This window comes from Actinoplanes sp. ATCC 53533 (assembly GCF_003947245.1).
The window spans coordinates 52,343-66,675 of record NZ_QHHV01000046.1 but is presented as its reverse complement, the minus strand read 5'-3'; the positions used below and the strand labels follow the sequence as shown (position 1 = coordinate 66,675).

Annotated in this window: 13 protein-coding genes; 7 read left to right on the top strand and 6 right to left on the bottom strand. The window is 71.3% G+C overall.

Features of this window, described 5'->3' with window-relative positions:
• Positions 1–50: 50 nt before the first annotated feature.
• On the bottom strand, positions 51–683 hold the full coding sequence (locus DMB66_RS16190; RefSeq protein ID WP_125804911.1) for an NADPH-dependent F420 reductase: 633 nt from the start codon (positions 681–683) through the stop codon (positions 51–53).
• A gap of 239 nt (positions 684–922) precedes the next feature.
• Between DMB66_RS16190 and DMB66_RS16185 the strand changes: the two genes are divergently transcribed.
• The 3 genes from DMB66_RS16185 (at position 923) to DMB66_RS16175 (ending at position 4,655) form a co-directional block, all read left to right on the top strand.
• Complete coding sequence (locus DMB66_RS16185) at positions 923–1,834, top strand: LysR family transcriptional regulator (protein WP_125804910.1); 912 nt, start codon at positions 923–925, stop codon at positions 1,832–1,834.
• A 310-nt stretch (positions 1,835–2,144) separates the two neighbouring features.
• The gene (locus DMB66_RS16180; protein WP_125804909.1) at positions 2,145–2,672 is read left to right on the top strand and encodes a hypothetical protein; all 528 of its coding nucleotides are present in this window, start codon (positions 2,145–2,147) and stop codon (positions 2,670–2,672) included.
• 300 nt (positions 2,673–2,972) lie between these two features.
• Positions 2,973–4,655 carry a glycosyl hydrolase family 28-related protein gene (locus tag DMB66_RS16175; RefSeq protein WP_125804908.1) on the top strand — a complete coding sequence of 561 codons (1,683 nt, stop codon included), beginning with the start codon at positions 2,973–2,975 and terminating at the stop codon, positions 4,653–4,655.
• Positions 4,656–4,762: 107 nt separating this feature from the next.
• Here DMB66_RS16175 and DMB66_RS16170 read toward each other — a convergent pair whose 3' ends face one another.
• The 3 genes from DMB66_RS16170 to DMB66_RS16160 form a co-directional block, all read right to left on the bottom strand.
• Positions 4,763–5,545 carry a trypsin-like serine protease gene (locus DMB66_RS16170; RefSeq protein WP_370318526.1) on the bottom strand — a complete coding sequence of 261 codons (783 nt, stop codon included), beginning with the start codon at positions 5,543–5,545 and terminating at the stop codon, positions 4,763–4,765.
• Between the two features lie 81 nt (positions 5,546–5,626).
• Positions 5,627–7,465 carry a family 43 glycosylhydrolase gene (locus tag DMB66_RS16165; RefSeq protein WP_125804907.1) on the bottom strand — a complete coding sequence of 613 codons (1,839 nt, stop codon included), beginning with the start codon at positions 7,463–7,465 and terminating at the stop codon, positions 5,627–5,629.
• Positions 7,466–7,592: 127 nt separating this feature from the next.
• Positions 7,593–8,297: a hypothetical protein gene (locus DMB66_RS16160; RefSeq protein WP_125804906.1), complete on the bottom strand. Its 705-nt coding sequence runs from the start codon at positions 8,295–8,297 to the stop codon at positions 7,593–7,595.
• Between the two features lie 97 nt (positions 8,298–8,394).
• On the opposite strand from DMB66_RS16160, the gene DMB66_RS65230 reads away from it, so the two are divergent.
• A complete protein-coding gene (locus tag DMB66_RS65230) occupies positions 8,395–8,523 on the top strand; it encodes a hypothetical protein (protein WP_255440738.1) in 129 nt (42 codons plus the stop codon).
• A gap of 63 nt (positions 8,524–8,586) precedes the next feature.
• Positions 8,587–9,195, top strand: a complete 609-nt coding sequence (locus tag DMB66_RS16155; RefSeq protein WP_125804905.1) for a hypothetical protein — start codon at positions 8,587–8,589, stop codon at positions 9,193–9,195.
• Between the two features lie 63 nt (positions 9,196–9,258).
• Here DMB66_RS16155 and DMB66_RS16150 read toward each other — a convergent pair whose 3' ends face one another.
• Entirely contained in the window at positions 9,259–9,717 is a 459-nt protein-coding gene (locus tag DMB66_RS16150) for a hypothetical protein (protein ID WP_125804904.1), read from the bottom strand.
• 156 nt (positions 9,718–9,873) lie between these two features.
• Here DMB66_RS16150 and DMB66_RS16145 point away from each other — a divergent pair, with 156 nt between their 5' ends.
• Both DMB66_RS16145 and DMB66_RS16140 read left to right on the top strand, forming a co-directional pair.
• Positions 9,874–11,196, top strand: coding sequence for a hypothetical protein (locus DMB66_RS16145; protein WP_125804903.1), 1,323 nt, complete (start codon positions 9,874–9,876; stop codon positions 11,194–11,196).
• A gap of 198 nt (positions 11,197–11,394) precedes the next feature.
• A complete protein-coding gene (locus DMB66_RS16140) occupies positions 11,395–12,333 on the top strand; it encodes a DMT family transporter (RefSeq protein WP_199752396.1) in 939 nt (312 codons plus the stop codon).
• 45 nt (positions 12,334–12,378) lie between these two features.
• Here the strand turns inward: DMB66_RS16140 and asnB are convergent, their stop codons facing one another.
• A complete protein-coding gene (asnB, locus tag DMB66_RS16135; RefSeq protein WP_125804902.1) occupies positions 12,379–14,328 on the bottom strand; it encodes an asparagine synthase (glutamine-hydrolyzing) in 1,950 nt (649 codons plus the stop codon).
• Positions 14,329–14,333 lie beyond the last annotated feature (5 nt).

Here is a 14,333-nt window from a genome sequence, read left to right as displayed (position 1 = left end):
CGAAGGCCGACTGGCAGGACGCGGCGCGAGAAATAGTGGAGCGAGTGCGCTCAGCTGAGAATGGTGACGCCGACGAAGAAGTTGGTGTGCTTGACGGAGTGGGTGAGCAGGCCCAGCTGCAGCAGACCGACGTTCTCCAGCGCCCGCGCCATTGGCAGCATCCCGGTGTCCAACGGGCGCAGTCCCAGGCTCTCGATGAACGCTGACACGCGTGCCTTTGCCCGCGCGTCGTCGCCGGCGATGAACACGTCCAATGGGCGGCCCTCGGCGGGGCCGGCCGCCAGAACATGGGAGAACAGGGTGTTGAACGCCTTGACGACATGCGCGCCGGCGGGGGCGGCCTTGGCGATCTCCTGCGCGCCGGAACTGCCCTCGGGGCTGACCAGGCCCGTGAAATCGGCGTTGACGGGGTTGGTGATGTCGATGATCACCTTGCCGCGCAGCGCGTCCCCGTACTCGCTGACCACCGCCGCCGCGCTGCCGTACGGCACGGCGAGGATGACGATGTCCCCGGCCGGGGCGGCGCCGGCCGTCCCGGCGGTGGCGCCGCCGAGCGTGGCGGCCAATTCCTTGGCTTTGGCCGGGTCGCGGCCGATGATCTCGACGGCGTTGCCGCCGGCGAGTGCCCGGTCGGCGAGGGCGCCGGCCATGTTTCCCAGGCCGATAATGCTGATGCCGCTCATGGAGTTCCTGCTTTCTGGAGCTGAATAGTTGGACAGCACGCCACGCCCACCCCGTTGTTGTCGACGATGCTCATGCTGATTCCGGGGCGTGCTATCAAATCTCGATGTCGAATTCTTGTGCCGAATTCGCTCCGGCCCCGTCTGGTGCCTATGAAGAGTGCCATTGGCCTGAGTGGGGTGTCCAAGACCTATTTCAGCCGTCGCGATACCCTTGAGGCATCGCCGGACCGGGAGGCTCCATGGATCTGGACCTGCGCAAGTTGCGCTACTTCGTCGCCGTCGCCGATAAGCTGCATTTCAGTCGCGCCGCCGATGAGCTGCACATCGCGCAGCCGGTGCTCAGCCGGCAGATCCGCGCGCTGGAAAAGGATCTCGGCACCCCGCTGCTGACCAGGGACAGCCACGGCGTGGCGCTGACCGACGCCGGCAGGCAGTTGCTGACGGACGCCGGCCCGCTGCTGGCCTCCGCGCACGCGGTCCGCCGCCGGGTGACCGTGGCCGCGCGCGGCAGCCTGCGGCTCATGGTCGGCTTCCGGGCGGGCATCGCGGTCACCCCGGCGGTACGGCAGTTCGCCACCGAGCACCCGAGCGTGATCGTGGACGTGCAGCGGATTGAATGGGACGACCAGGCCACGATGCTGCTCGACGGCCGCATCGACGTCGGCTATGTGCGGCTGCCCATCGACGAGGCCGGCCTACGCGTCACCCCGCTGTACGCCGAGCCGCGAGTGGCGGTGCTGCCCGCCGGCCACCGATTGGCCGGCAAGGAGCAGGTCACCGAGGCGGACCTGGCCGGCGAGCCGCTGATCTGGCACGCGGACGCGAGCACGCAGCCCACCAGGCGCCCGCACCCCAACGCCGGATATCTGGTGCGCGGGGTGGACGAGACGCTCGAGCATGTCGCGGCCGGCCGGGGCATCTCGTTCCTGGCCCGTTCGGCGACCGTGTTCTACTCACATCCGGACGTCAGCTATGTGCCCGTCCCGGAGCTGGCGCCCGACCAGGTGTGCCTCGCGGTGGCGGCATCGCGCACCTCGCCGGTGGTCGACGACTTCCTCACCGCGGCTCAGGCGACGGCCGAGATCACGGCAGAATGTGGGAACTATGAAATGTGGCAGCTCGGCGGCGGTGCCGTTGCGAAGCACGGCTGAGCAGTTCGACTGACAACAGCAGCGCCCACAGAGGAGCAGCAGGCCTTCCGGGGCTGCATGCGGTCGTCTGTAACGCCGGCATCGGTGCCAGCAGCCTGGCCCGCTAGGCCGGCCGATACGCCCGAGCGCCGTGTCACCCGGCCCCCGCCTTGCAGTCGGCTGACGTGCACGTGGAGATCCGGCGTGGCGCAGCCATGAAGACTCCTCGCGTTCAAGGCATTGACATATGTCACTGGATGGTTACCAATGGGTAACACGCACGGGCATCACGGTGATGTCCGGACTTTCCCCCGAAGAAGGGAGACATCCGATGATGAGAACTATCGGCCGTCGCGTGGTGGTTGGATCCACCGCACTCGCGCTCGGCAGCCTCGGAATCATCGTCGCGCAGTCGCCGGCGCAGGCGGCCGACTTCTCGGCTGCCTACACCTGCACAGCCCCGGTGCTGGGCACCCAGAGCGTCACGATCGGCGGATCGCTCACCGCCACGCCCAACCCGGCGGCCGTGGGCGCGCCGGTCGGCTTCGCCTTGCACTTGACGCAGATCAGCCTGCAGGCTCCGGTGGCCATCAACTCGTGGACCATGACCGCGTCGCTTGACGTCAGTGGCGCGGAGACAGCGACGTTCCAGGTCGCCGGATCGGGCGGCAGAGTTCCGGCGAACACGCCGATCACCGGCGACCTGGCCGGCAGCTGGACCCCGACCGCGGCCGGCACCGATGAGGTGCGTGGCGCTGCCGTGACCGTCGTCGCCAATGTGTTCCTGCTCGGCAACGTCACCGTCTCCTGTACGCCGAACGACCCACGGCCGGTGGGCGAGACGCTGACCGTGAGCTGACTCGTGCTCGGATCTGGACGAGTCCGGGCGCCCTGACTCGTTCAGATCCAGGCGCGACCCGGCGGCCGGCCCACCCCTGGCCCAGGCGCGACCTGGCGGTCGGCCCCACCCCTGGCCCAGGCGCGACCCGGCGGTCGGCCCCACTCCTGGACCAGGTGGTGCCGGCCTCGGCGGCGAAGCGTGCCTGGTGGCGGCCCGCGCACCCGCAGCGCCGGGTGATGATTGACGTAAGTCGATGGACCGTGTTTCAGTGAGGTTTGTTATAGGAAAGCGCTTGCCCCTTCGACCCGAGGAGCCGCGATGCGCCTGGACCAGCCCAAGCTGAGCCGACGGCTGCTGATCGGCGGGGCCGCGGCCGCGGCGACGACCGGCGGATTGACGACGACGGCGCGGGCCGCGGGCCGGTCCGGCCGCCCCGTGGACGCGTCGTCCGCCCTGCTGGACCAATGGGCGCGGGCGGACGGCTCCCACCCGCTGGTGCCGGACATCGCGCGGGCCGGTTACCGACTCGGCGCTCGGCCGCGGCGGCCACGGGTGGTGACCCGGGTGACTGACTTCGGCGCCCGCGCGGACGGCGCGACCGACTGCGCGCCCGCCTTCAACGCGGCGTTACGCGCCGTCGGTGAGCGTGGCGGCGGCACGGTGCGGGTGCCGCGCGGGGAATACCTGTTGTCCTCGCCGGTCTTCATGCACTGGTCCAATGTGGTGCTGCAGGGCGCTGGGCGCGACGCCACGGTGCTGCACTTCAGCCGCCCATTGCAGGACGGCTACCGGCCGGCGCGGCAGTCCAACGGCAACAGCCGCTGGTCGTGGACCGGCGGGCAGATCTGGTTCATGGCGCCCGAGCGTCGGGCCCGGTCGGAGGCCGAGGACTTCGCCGGTACGGAGGGCTGGCTCCTCGGCGACACGCTGGCCGAGGTCGCCGCCGCCGCGCGCGGCCAGCGGACCCTGCTGGTCTCCGACACCGGCCGGCTCCAGCCGGGCGACCTGGTGGTCCTCGAGTGCGACAACCCGCCGGACGCGAGCCTGCTGAAGCATCTCGCCGGCGACGTCGCGGGCACCCGGGCGTACGACTGGCCGACCCGCGCGCCGCAGCTCGTCACCGGTTCCGGCGGCCAGTACGTGCAGTATGCGACGCTGCAGTGGCCCGTCCGGGTCGCAGCCGTCCTCGGTGAGCGGCTGGTCGAGCTGGCCCAGCCGGTGAGATATGAGCTGCGTCCGGGCTGGCCCGCACGGCTGCGGGCGGCCGGCCCGACCGTGCACGACAGCGGGGTCGAGGGACTGACCGTCCGCAACGAGCCGGTCGCGATGGCGGCGCACAACCGGCATCCCGGCTCGAACGGCGTGTGTTTCCAAGCCGTGCACGACTGCTGGGCCAGCGAGGTCCGGGTGGCGAACTGCGACCTCGGCTTCGGCTTCACCTCCGCCAAATCCACCACCCTCGACCGGGTCGCCGTCGGCGGCCGGGCCGCCCATCACAGCTTCGCCTGCCGGATGCAGTCGCATGACAACCTCGTCGACGACTTCGAGATCGAGACGTTCACCGTGCCGGTGCCCTCGGGCGCGGTGCATCACGGCCTCAACCTGGAGGGCCTGTCGTCGGGCAACGTCTGGCGGCGTGGCCGGATGGCAGAGGGCACCTTCGACACGCACCGGGCGCTGCCGTTCGACAATGCCCGAACCGATATCACCCTGGTCAACAACGGCCGGGTGGGCGGATCGGCCGCGTCCGGCCCGCTCTTCGGGCAGCGGATCGCGCACTGGAACATCCGGATCACCGGCGGCAGCCCGTACGCGGTGACGATCGCCGACGCGGCGCCGCGCGGGTTGGTGGTCGGCGTCCAGGGCACCGCCGGCACCGAGAGCGAGTTGACCCCGGACTTCCCCGGCGACCTGGAGAGCCTCCTCGCCGGCCACGGCGTACGCCCGCGGATCACCGATCTCTACGCCGCCCAGCGCGACCACCTACGCCTCCGCGACTGACGGGGCCGCGTCGGCCGGGCGGATGAACCCGACCACGACCGACCCGGTGCTCCGCCGGATTCTCGATGACGACCAGCCGTGCTACCCAGCCGTGCTGCCCAGCCGTGCTACTCGGTGGCCTCGATCGTGTCCTCGATCCAGTCCTTCAGGTTGTCCACCCGGGCGCTGGTCTCCTCCAGAGTGTGTGGGCAGCTCGGGCCGTTGCTGACGACGGAGACCAGCTGCGGTGCGCGCCAGCGTTGTTCGATGAAGAACGGGCCGCCCGAGTCGTACGGGCAGGGCGTGGTGTTGTCGGCCGGCGCGAAGCCCTCCACGCCGATGGTGCTGTCCTCGACGTTGAGCACGGACAGCTGCCCGGTGCGCAGGCGCGTCTCCTGGACCGGGTTGGTGCCGGTGACCGAGCCGTAGCCGGTGAGCCGGAGCACGTCTCCGGGCTCCGGCGGGCTGTTGGAGATCTTCAGCGGCTTGATGCCGCGGACCGGGGACGCCAGCTTGGCGACGGACACGTCGGCGGTGGTCGATTGCCGCACCGCGACGACCTCGAGGTCGTACCCGCCGGTGCCGGTCGTGTCCGCGCGGCCGATGGTGGCCACGGTCGAGTCGGCGACCGGCCGCTGCACCCGAACCCCGTTCGCGTCGCGGAAGCAGTGCCCGGCGGTGATGATCCACTGTGGCGCGATCAGCGCACCGGAACAGCCGCTGTTGCGTTTGCCGCCGGTGGCGGTCGGGATGCCGGTCATGACCAGCCGCACCGAGAACCGGTACTGGCCCTCGGGCACCAGCTCCCCGTTGGCGATGGCGTTGGCCGTGCCGGTCCCGGCGATGGCGAACACGGTGGCCGCCGCGGCGACGAGCATCCCGCTCACCGCCGTTACTGTGCGTCGTCGCACGATGCGTTCCTTCCAGATAGCTCATGGAGTAGGGCACACCATAGACGAGCCTCGCTACCTGACCGGCACTGTGCCGCCCGGTCAGGGTGTGAGCAGCAACAAGCGTTGGGTGTCGCTTGCGCCTGGTGTGCCGGCGCCGGCCGGGTCGGCGAGGTCGGCCGCCAGGCCGTCCCGGTTCACCAGCCGATATCCTCCGTCGTTGAGCGCCTCGATCCGCCACTGTGCCGCAGCGGTGATCTCGCCGGCGGCGCCGAGCGCCAGCCGCGGCGAACCGTCGGAGGCGATGACGACCGCGACGGGCTTGCCGTGGCGCTCGTTCACGACCTGGTAATAGCCGTCCTCGGTGTGGGTGAACCGCCAGCGTTGGCAACCGCCGCGCCGCTCGTGCCCGGCGACCACAACCCGGCTGGCGTGTGCTTTACCGCACCGGGCGACGTCGAGGACGCGGTGGCCCGAGCTGTCCGCGAGGAGGAGGTCGCCGACCGGGGCGAACCGGAACTGCTGGCAGGTGTTACCCAGCCAGGTGTAGGTCTGCACGGCGGCACCGACGCCGCCACAGCCGGCCGCTTCCAGCACCCGGCCGGCCAGCTTGTTCTCGATCCGGGACCAGCCGTTGTCCGTGGGCACGAGCCGGAACTTCTGGCAGTCGTTGTTCAGCCAGCCCCATTGCGCGACCCGACCACCGTCGGTGTTGACGCAGGCGGCGACCTCGGCGACCTTGTTGCTGTGCCGATTGAGGATCGCGGCGTAACCGTCGCCGCTCTCCGGCAAGCGCCATTGCTGGCACGGGCTCGCCGACGGCACGCCGATGCGGACATCGGCACCCTCGTACCCGCAGGTCGGATTGTCGACGGCGCCGCCGCTGGCGCGGTTGACCACAGTGAAGTAGGCCCCGCCCCGCCCGACCCGGGTGCTGCCGGACAGCGGATCCTCGAGGCTGGGCCAGCCGTCCGACCACGCGACGGGGCGTACGGACTGTTTCGGCCTGCCCCCGTCCGAGGCGTCGTAGTAATGATGGACGTACCAGTCGCGGCGCCCGGCGCTGAAGACGTCACCGCCTCCCGGGCCACGGAACTCGTTGTACCCGCGCAGGAGTTCGGTGCCGCCACCGGTCGACAGCGCGACGCCGTCGCGGTCGACGTAGGGGCCGGTGATGCCGGTAGCGCGACCGACGACGATCCGATAGTCGCTGTCGATTCCCCGGCAGCAGTAGTCCAGGCTCGTGAAGAGGTAGTAGTAACGGCCGTGGCGGACGATCGACGAACTCTCGATCGAGGCGCCACCGCGCGACGCCAGCGAATAGAGCCGGGGATCATCGCCCGACGGCATGCCGGTCTCCCGGTCGAGCCCGCGCATCTTGATGCCGTCCCAGAACGAACCGAACGACAACCACGGCCGCCCGCCCGCGTCGAAGACCACATCTGGATCGATCGCGTTGAAGGTGTCGGCCGAACGCGACCGCAGCACCATTCCGCGGTCGACCCAGCCGTAGGCGTCGCTGTCCGGATCGAGCGTCCTGGCGGTGGCGAGGCCGATCACGGATTCGTTGCGCCCGAACGACGACGCCGCGTAGTACAGGTGGTATTCGCCGTCGAAGAAGGAGAGGTCAGGCGCCCAGAAGCTGGCCGGCGTGGTGCCCAGCTCCCGCACCACCCACGCGGGTGGCCCGGCGAAGACCGGCGCGAGCGGCGCCCAGTGCAGCAGATCGGTCGACCGGCTTGCCGGCAGGTAGGAGCCGGTGCCGATGCTGTAGTAGTACCGGCCCTGCTTGATGATCGTCGGGTCGTGCGCGGGCGGGTCCGCCGCGATCCGGCCGCCGCTCCCGGCCGCGGCCGGGAGCGGCGAGGCCACCACCGCGGTCGACATGCCCGTCGTCAGCGCGAGCACCAGCGCGGTGACCAGTGCGGTACGTGCGGACATCGCTGACCTCCACCACCGAGGTTGCCGATCGCATTCGCCGACGTGGATAGGTTCCGTGCGCTGCTCACGTTCTCATGCGCATGGTCGCTTCGTCGCGGAGCGTCTGGATGCTGACAACGGGGTCGCCTCACCAGAACCGCAGCGCCGAACGGCGTAGCCCGCGAGGAAGGCGCGGAGCCGGGCGCCGAGCCGGATCCACCGCCTCCAGCCGGGCGCGCAGCGGCTCGGGCACCCACGGCCCACCCGTGAACCATCGCCCGCCCGCGACCGGCTCGGCGGTGACCTGCCGCCCGACGAGCCGGGCATACCCCGGCCCGAACCAGCACCAGGCCGGCGGCGACGGCGGCAGGCCGAGCCAGTCGCCCAGCGGGGCGAGATAGGGCTCCTCGGGAGACTCGGCGGGCCCGTACAGGGTGCGGCCGGCGAGCACCATGCCGCCGGCGACCGAGGCGGAGACGTAGACGGTGCCGGGGTGGGTCAGCGCCAGCGCGAACCGGCGTACCCGCTCGTCGGCGGGATCCACCTCGGCGTACAACGAATGCGCGCCGACCGGGCCGCGGCCCCGGCCGGCGGCGGCCAGCGAGGCGTGCAGCACCGGCGGGGTGCCGCTCAGCAGGAACAGAGTGTCGGCCTGCGCGTGTGCGCGAGCCAGGCCCGGCTCGCCGTCCCGGTCGAAGCGGCCCCGTGGGGGCTCGGTGTCGCCGTACCGCCGGGGCACCGCCTCCGGCAGATGCTCTCGGGCGGCCGCGAGCCAGCGCGCGACGATGTCCGGTGAGCGGTCTGTGCGTTCGTACCAGCGCACCACCAGCACGTCGAGCCGGCGTTCGGTCATCCGGCCAGCCTAGAAAAGATCAGCAACGTGCGTCGGGTCCGTTGAGAGATCGACCCGGATGGACGGCCGTCGCACGATCGGTCTACAGTCCCGACCCGTGAAGGTCCTTTTCCTGCTCAACGACGGCTTCGGTATCGGCGGCACGATCACCACGACCTTCAATCTCGGCAGCGCCCTCGCCGAACCTGCGCAAGCTGGACGCGTTCGTGACCATCACCGCGCGTGACGCCGAGGACTACCGGGCGCACGTGCGGCTCCCGAACACCGCGCCGTCCCGACCGTCGACGCGGTGGTCACCGCGGACGGTGAGCTGGTGCTGGCGGACGGCTCGGACCTGATCTGGTGGCGCGACGACGAGAAGGTGCCGGTGGGCGGCGACCTGGCGGAGGGCAGCTGGCAGCTGCGCACCCCGGACGGTGCGGCGGTCCGGGCCGGCCGGCTGGACACCCGGGCCCTGATTCCCGGTACGGCCACCCGGGTCCAGCTGCCCTACCGGCTCAGCGACGGCTGCCTCGGCCTGCGGGTCTGGAACCGGTCGGTGTACGCCGAGATCGGCAACGTGCTGATCGACGCGGACGGCCTGCGGATCTCCGGACGCGTGGTCGGCGCCGAGCCCGCCGACCCGGTGCTGGAACTGCGGAGCACCGCGACCCGGGAGCTGCCGGGGTCCGTCACCGATTCCGGTTTCGCGGTACGGATCGGCGCGCTGCCGGCGGGCACGTGGCAGCTGTGGCTGCGCTACGCGCCGGGGCTACCCGCGGTCCGGCTCGGCCGGCTCCTGGACGACGTGGCCCGCAAGGACATCGCGTACGTGCTGCCACCGATCATCACCGGCGGCGTCACGATGCAGCCGCACTACGACGCGAACAACGAGTTCTCGATCCGCGTGACGCGCTGACCGCGAGGTCCGTGCCTGGCTGTGGGTACGCGCCGATGGTCGCGTACCCACAGCTTTCGGCCTTTAGCCGCAGTTTCCCCAGGTGCTCCTACCGGCGACTTCCCACATCGTGCCGTACAGGACCTCGCCCGAGTACTTGACGCAGGTGTCCGCCGCGGAGCGCTGTCTCGCGGCGTAGTACTTGTAGTTGTCCGACTGGGTGTAGCTGCCACTTCCCTGAACCGTCAGGGTGGCGGAGACGCCGGATGACGTTCCGACAGCCACGGCCTTGAGGGTGACGACACAGTTGTAGCCGGTCGCGCCGTTGTACATCAGGTAGACGTCGCCCACCTTGGTGCCGTCGTCGGCGGAGATCGTCCGGTGGCCGTCCGAGGCGTACGCCCACGAGCCGCCGAAGTCGTTGTTGCAGGCTTGCGCCGCGGTGAACGGGTTCGTCGCGGCCTGGGCCGGCGAGGCGAACCCCGCCACGGCGACAGCCACCGAGGCGATCGAGATCGCCAGTCGTCGCGCTAGTACACGCACACAGTCCTCCAATGTTTCCCGTGCGACCATCACGCACCTCTCCGGCGCCATGTTTCCACATCGGATGATCAACACTGTGGGCGTGGCACGGGCGCGGACGCCGAAACACGAGACAGGTTTGGATTTCGTCGATCGGCACTGCTTAGATCCACGATCGTGGAAGATCGTGCAACTCCGCGTACGCGGTCCCGCCGTGCGCTGGTGGTCGTCGCCGGCCTGATCGTCGCCGTGCTCGCGCTCGCCGGCGGCGTCGTGGCGTTCTGGTCGTCCCGCGAGCCCGCCGCGGTGGCGGCGCCGCAGGTGGCGCCGACCCTGCCGCCGACCCCGGTCGAGCAGGCCGCCAGGCTGCTGGACGCGCAGGCGGCGGCCCTGCTCAAGGGCGACGAGAAGGGCTGGCTCGCCCCGGTCGACCCGGCCCGGCCCGAGCTGGTGGCGCGGTACCGGAACGTGTACCGCAACCTGCGCGGGCTCGACGTGAGCCATGCGGAGTTCCACGCCCAGGTGATGTCGTACGGCATGGTGCCGGAGAAGCCCGACCTGGTGACCGTCAAGGCGTCGTTGGGTTACTGCTTCAGCGGCGTGGCATGTCCCACCTGGCACGACGATGTCGGCGAGGGGCCGCCGAAGGCCCGCCACCAGCTCACCTTCGAGCCGGTCAAGGGCAAGTACCTGATCACCGGCCGGGCCGAGCTGACGGGCCGGTCGAGCTTCAACCGCCTGCAGCCGGCGCCCTGGGACGGCGACGCACTGGTCTTCGCCCGCGGCCCGCGGGTCACCATCGCCGCGCACCGCAGCCAGGCGAAACACCTCAAGAAGGTGCTGGCGGCGGCCGAGCAGGCCGCCGTCAACGCCGACCGCTTCGCCGGCTACGTCGGCAACCGGCAGCAGCGCTACCGGATCTACCTGGCCGACGACCGGGCCTGGCGGACCTGGTACGGCGGGGAGCGGTCGAGGTGGGCCATCGGTTACGCCCGGACGCTGAACTCGGCAGGCTCCGACGTCGTGTTGCGCACCGGCAAGGTGATGACGACCCGGCAGAGGGCGGCCAGGACGATTCAGCACGAACTCGGTCACGTGGTGACCCTGGCCGGCCTCACCCGCCGGGACACCGGCGACAGCCAGTGGTTGGTGGAAGGCATCGCCGAGTACATCGGCGACTATCCACGAGCGGCCACCGACACCGGCAACCGGGACGTCGTGGCCGCGGAGTTCCGGCGCCGGGACGCACCGAGGACGATCGCCACGGCCCCCCTCGTCAAGGACGCCGACGACCGTACCGTCGACAAGCTCTACGCCATGGGGCACTTCGCCACCAGTTGCATGGCCGACCAGTACGGCGAACGCAAGCTGTTCGCCTTCGTCGACCGGGTGCTTCGGCACGCGGCGAAGCCCGATCAGGCCGCCCGCGCCGTGTACGGGAAGTCGTTCGCCGCGGTCGACAAGTCCTGCCTCAAGTGGATCAAGCGCAAGGTCAGCTGACCGGGAGCGGGGCCGGCGGACACCGTCGGGGTGGTGATGTCTGACTCGTCGGCGGCCGCCCGCGTCGGCCCCGGCCGGGACAGTTCCACCGGTAAGCGCAGGCGGCAGGTCTCCGAGCCGCCATCGTTCATCAAACCCGAACGGTATGTCGACCATCGGCACGTGGACGTTAATAGTTTTCGCCGCTGTACTGGGCTGATGCGTTCACCAGCACGGACCGGCACGTCGATGGCGCTCGGCGCCATGGTCCTCGTTCAACTCGGCCTCGCGGCCTCCGTCGGCCTGCTCGACCGGATCGGCCCCGAGGGCGCGGCCTGGCTGCGGCTGTCCTGGGCCGGCGTGATCCTGCTGGTCCTCGTCCGGCCGCGGCTGCGCTCGTTCACCCGGTCGGCCCTGCTGAGCACCGTCGCCCTGGGCGTGGTCACGGCCGGGATCACCATCCTGTTCATGGGCGCCGTGGCCCGGCTGCCGCTGGGCACCGCCAGCGCGCTGGAGTTCCTCGGCCCGCTCGGGGTGGCCATCGCGCGCGGGCGGCGGGGCACCAAGGTGTGGCCCGCCCTGGCGGCGGTCGGCGTGGTGCTGCTGACCGAGCCCTGGCACGGCGGCATCAACCTCGTCGGGGTCGCGTACGCGCTGGCCGCGGCGGTCTGCTGGGCGGCGTACATCCTGCTCACCCAGCGGGTCGGCGACGGCGTGCCGGGGCTGCAGGGCCTGGCCGTGTCGATGCCGGTCGCCGCGCTGGTGGCGACCCTGGTCGCCGGCCCGTCGGTGCTGGGGACGATGACCGGCGACCTGCTGCTGGCCGGGCTCGGCCTGGCGATCCTGCTGCCGGTGGTGCCGTTCGCCCTGGAGATGCTGGCGCTGCGCCGGCTGACGACGGCCGCCTTCGGCACGCTGATGAGTCTCGAACCGGCGTTCGCTCTGCTGATCGGCCTGGTGGTGCTGGGCCAGGTGCCGGGTTGGGCGCCGCTGGCCGGCGTCGCCTTCGTGGTCGCCGCCGGCGTCGGCGCGGAGCGCACCGGAGCCCGCCCGGCCACGGAGCCGCAGCATCCCGCCGCCGAGCCCGCCGCCGAGCCCGCCGCCGAGCCCGCCGCCGAGCCTGACGCCGGACGAGAGCCGGTCCCGGCCGCTTGTTGAGGAGCGCAAGCGCGCCGGCGGTGACCGGAAAGGCCCCGGGGCGGCTCAGGCCGCGGCGGCCGCCGGGTGCGGTGCCATCGGCCGCAGCGGCATCGGGTTCAGCGGCATCGGGTTCAGCGACCGCTCCACCGTGATCGCGTGCCAGAGGCAGAACATCGCCACCGTCCAGACCTTGCGGGAGTTGTCCGCCACCCCGGCCCGGTGGTCGGTCAGCAGGCGCTGGGCGTACCCGAGGTCGAGCAGGTGCCCGGCCTGCGAGCCGGCCATCAGGTCGGCGACCCAGTCGCCGATCCCGCCCTTGAGCCACAGCCGGGTGGGGGTGGGGAAGCCCAGCTTGCGGCGCTCGCGCACCGACTCCGGCACGATGCCGCGCATCGCCTCGCGCAGCGCGTGCTTGGTCGTGCGGCTGCCGCCCGGCAGCTTCATCTCGGTCGGCAGGCCCGCCGCGGCGGCGTAGACCGCCTGGTCCAGGAACGGCACCCGCAGTTCCAGGGAGTGCGCCATCGACATCCGGTCGGCCTTGGCGAGGATGTCGCCGGGCAGCCAGGTGTGCAGGTCCACGTACTGCATCGACGCGACGGCGTCCACGTCGGCGGTCTCGGCGTACAGGTTGCTGGTCAGCACGGTGTGCGGGTCGGCGGTGAAGCGCATCAGCTCCGCCTTCTCCGCCGGGGAGAAGATTCGCGCGTTGCCGTAGTAGCGCTCCTCGATCGGCGTGGTGCCCCGCTCCAGGAAGCTGTGGCCCTTCACGCCCTCCGGGATGACCTTGGACAGGCTGCGCAGTCCCCGCTTCATGCCGGCCGGCAGCCGGTCGATGCCGGCCAGCGACATCGGCTCCCGGTAGATCGTGTAGCCGCCGAACAGCTCGTCGGAACCCTCGCCGGAGAGCACCACCTTCACGTAGCGTGACGCGGTCTGCGCCAGGAAGTACAGCGGAACCAGCGACGGGTCCGCGACCGGGTCGTCCAGCAGCTGCACGATCCGCGGCAGCTCGCGGATCACGTCGTCCTCGGTGACCACGGTCGGGGTCAGCCGGACGCCGAGCTGGTCGGCCGTGTCCTGGGCGACCTCGATCTCGGAGTAGCCCTCGTGCGCGAAGCCCGCCGTGAAGGCGTGCAGGTCCGGGTGCACCTCGGCGGCCAGCGCGACGATCGAGGACGAGTCCACGCCGCTGGACAGGAACGCACCGACCGGCACGTCGGCGTGCAGGTGCTTGCGGACGCTGTCGCGCAGGGCGTCCCGGATCGCGTGGATGGCCACGTCCGGCCGGACGTTCAGCGGCCGCAGCGAGGGCCGGAAGTAGCGTTGCAGGCGCTGGCCGCCGCCCGGCGTCCAGGTCAGCCGGTGTCCCGGCGGCAGCCGCCGCACGTGCCGGTGCAGCGTCATGGGGTCCGGCACGTACTGCAGGGTCAGGTAGTGCGCCAGCGCGTCGGTGTCCAGCGCCGCCCCCGAGTCGCCGCTGAACGGCAGCAGGGCCTTGCGCTCGCTCGCCAGGAACAGCCCGTCCGAGGTCTCCAGGAGGTAGAGCGGCTTGACGCCGAACGGGTCACGGGCGGCGTGCACGGTGCCGGTCCAGTGGTCGTACGCCACGAACGCGAACATCCCCCGCAGCCGGGGCAGCGCCGCGGCGCCCCAGTAGTGGAACGCGGCCGCCAGCACCTCGGAGTCGCCGTGGGTGGCGAAGGTGGCCTCGTGCTCGCGGACCAGGTCGGCCCGCAGCTCGCGGTAGTTGTAGATCTCGCCGTTGAACACCACGGTCCAGCGGCCCGCCTGCGGCCCGTCGACCGGGTAGTGCGCCGGCTGCCGGCTCTCGGCGACGTCCACGATGGCCAGCCGCTTGAAGCCGACCATGAGGCCGTCGGCGAACTCGACCTGGGTGTCGTCGGGCCCGCGGTGGTGCATCGTCTCCAGCGCCGCGGCGAAGGCGGCGCACGCCCCGGGATCGGGCGTGCCGGCCTGGGGGCGGCTGCTCACGAAGACGCTCAGACCACACATCGCGC

Coding starts and splice junctions, on each gene's coding strand:
- DMB66_RS16185 (WP_125804910.1), top strand. CDS start 923: ATGGATCTGGACCTGCGCAAGTTGCGCTACTTCGTCGCCGTCGCCGAT.
- DMB66_RS16190 (WP_125804911.1), bottom strand. CDS start 683: ATGAGCGGCATCAGCATTATCGGCCTGGGAAACATGGCCGGCGCCCTC.
- DMB66_RS16165 (WP_125804907.1), bottom strand. CDS start 7,465: ATGTCCGCACGTACCGCACTGGTCACCGCGCTGGTGCTCGCGCTGACG.
- asnB (WP_125804902.1), bottom strand. CDS start 14,328: ATGTGTGGTCTGAGCGTCTTCGTGAGCAGCCGCCCCCAGGCCGGCACG.
- DMB66_RS16140 (WP_199752396.1), top strand. CDS start 11,395: ATGCGTTCACCAGCACGGACCGGCACGTCGATGGCGCTCGGCGCCATG.
- DMB66_RS16180 (WP_125804909.1), top strand. CDS start 2,145: ATGATGAGAACTATCGGCCGTCGCGTGGTGGTTGGATCCACCGCACTC.
- DMB66_RS16175 (WP_125804908.1), top strand. CDS start 2,973: ATGCGCCTGGACCAGCCCAAGCTGAGCCGACGGCTGCTGATCGGCGGG.
- DMB66_RS16160 (WP_125804906.1), bottom strand. CDS start 8,297: ATGACCGAACGCCGGCTCGACGTGCTGGTGGTGCGCTGGTACGAACGC.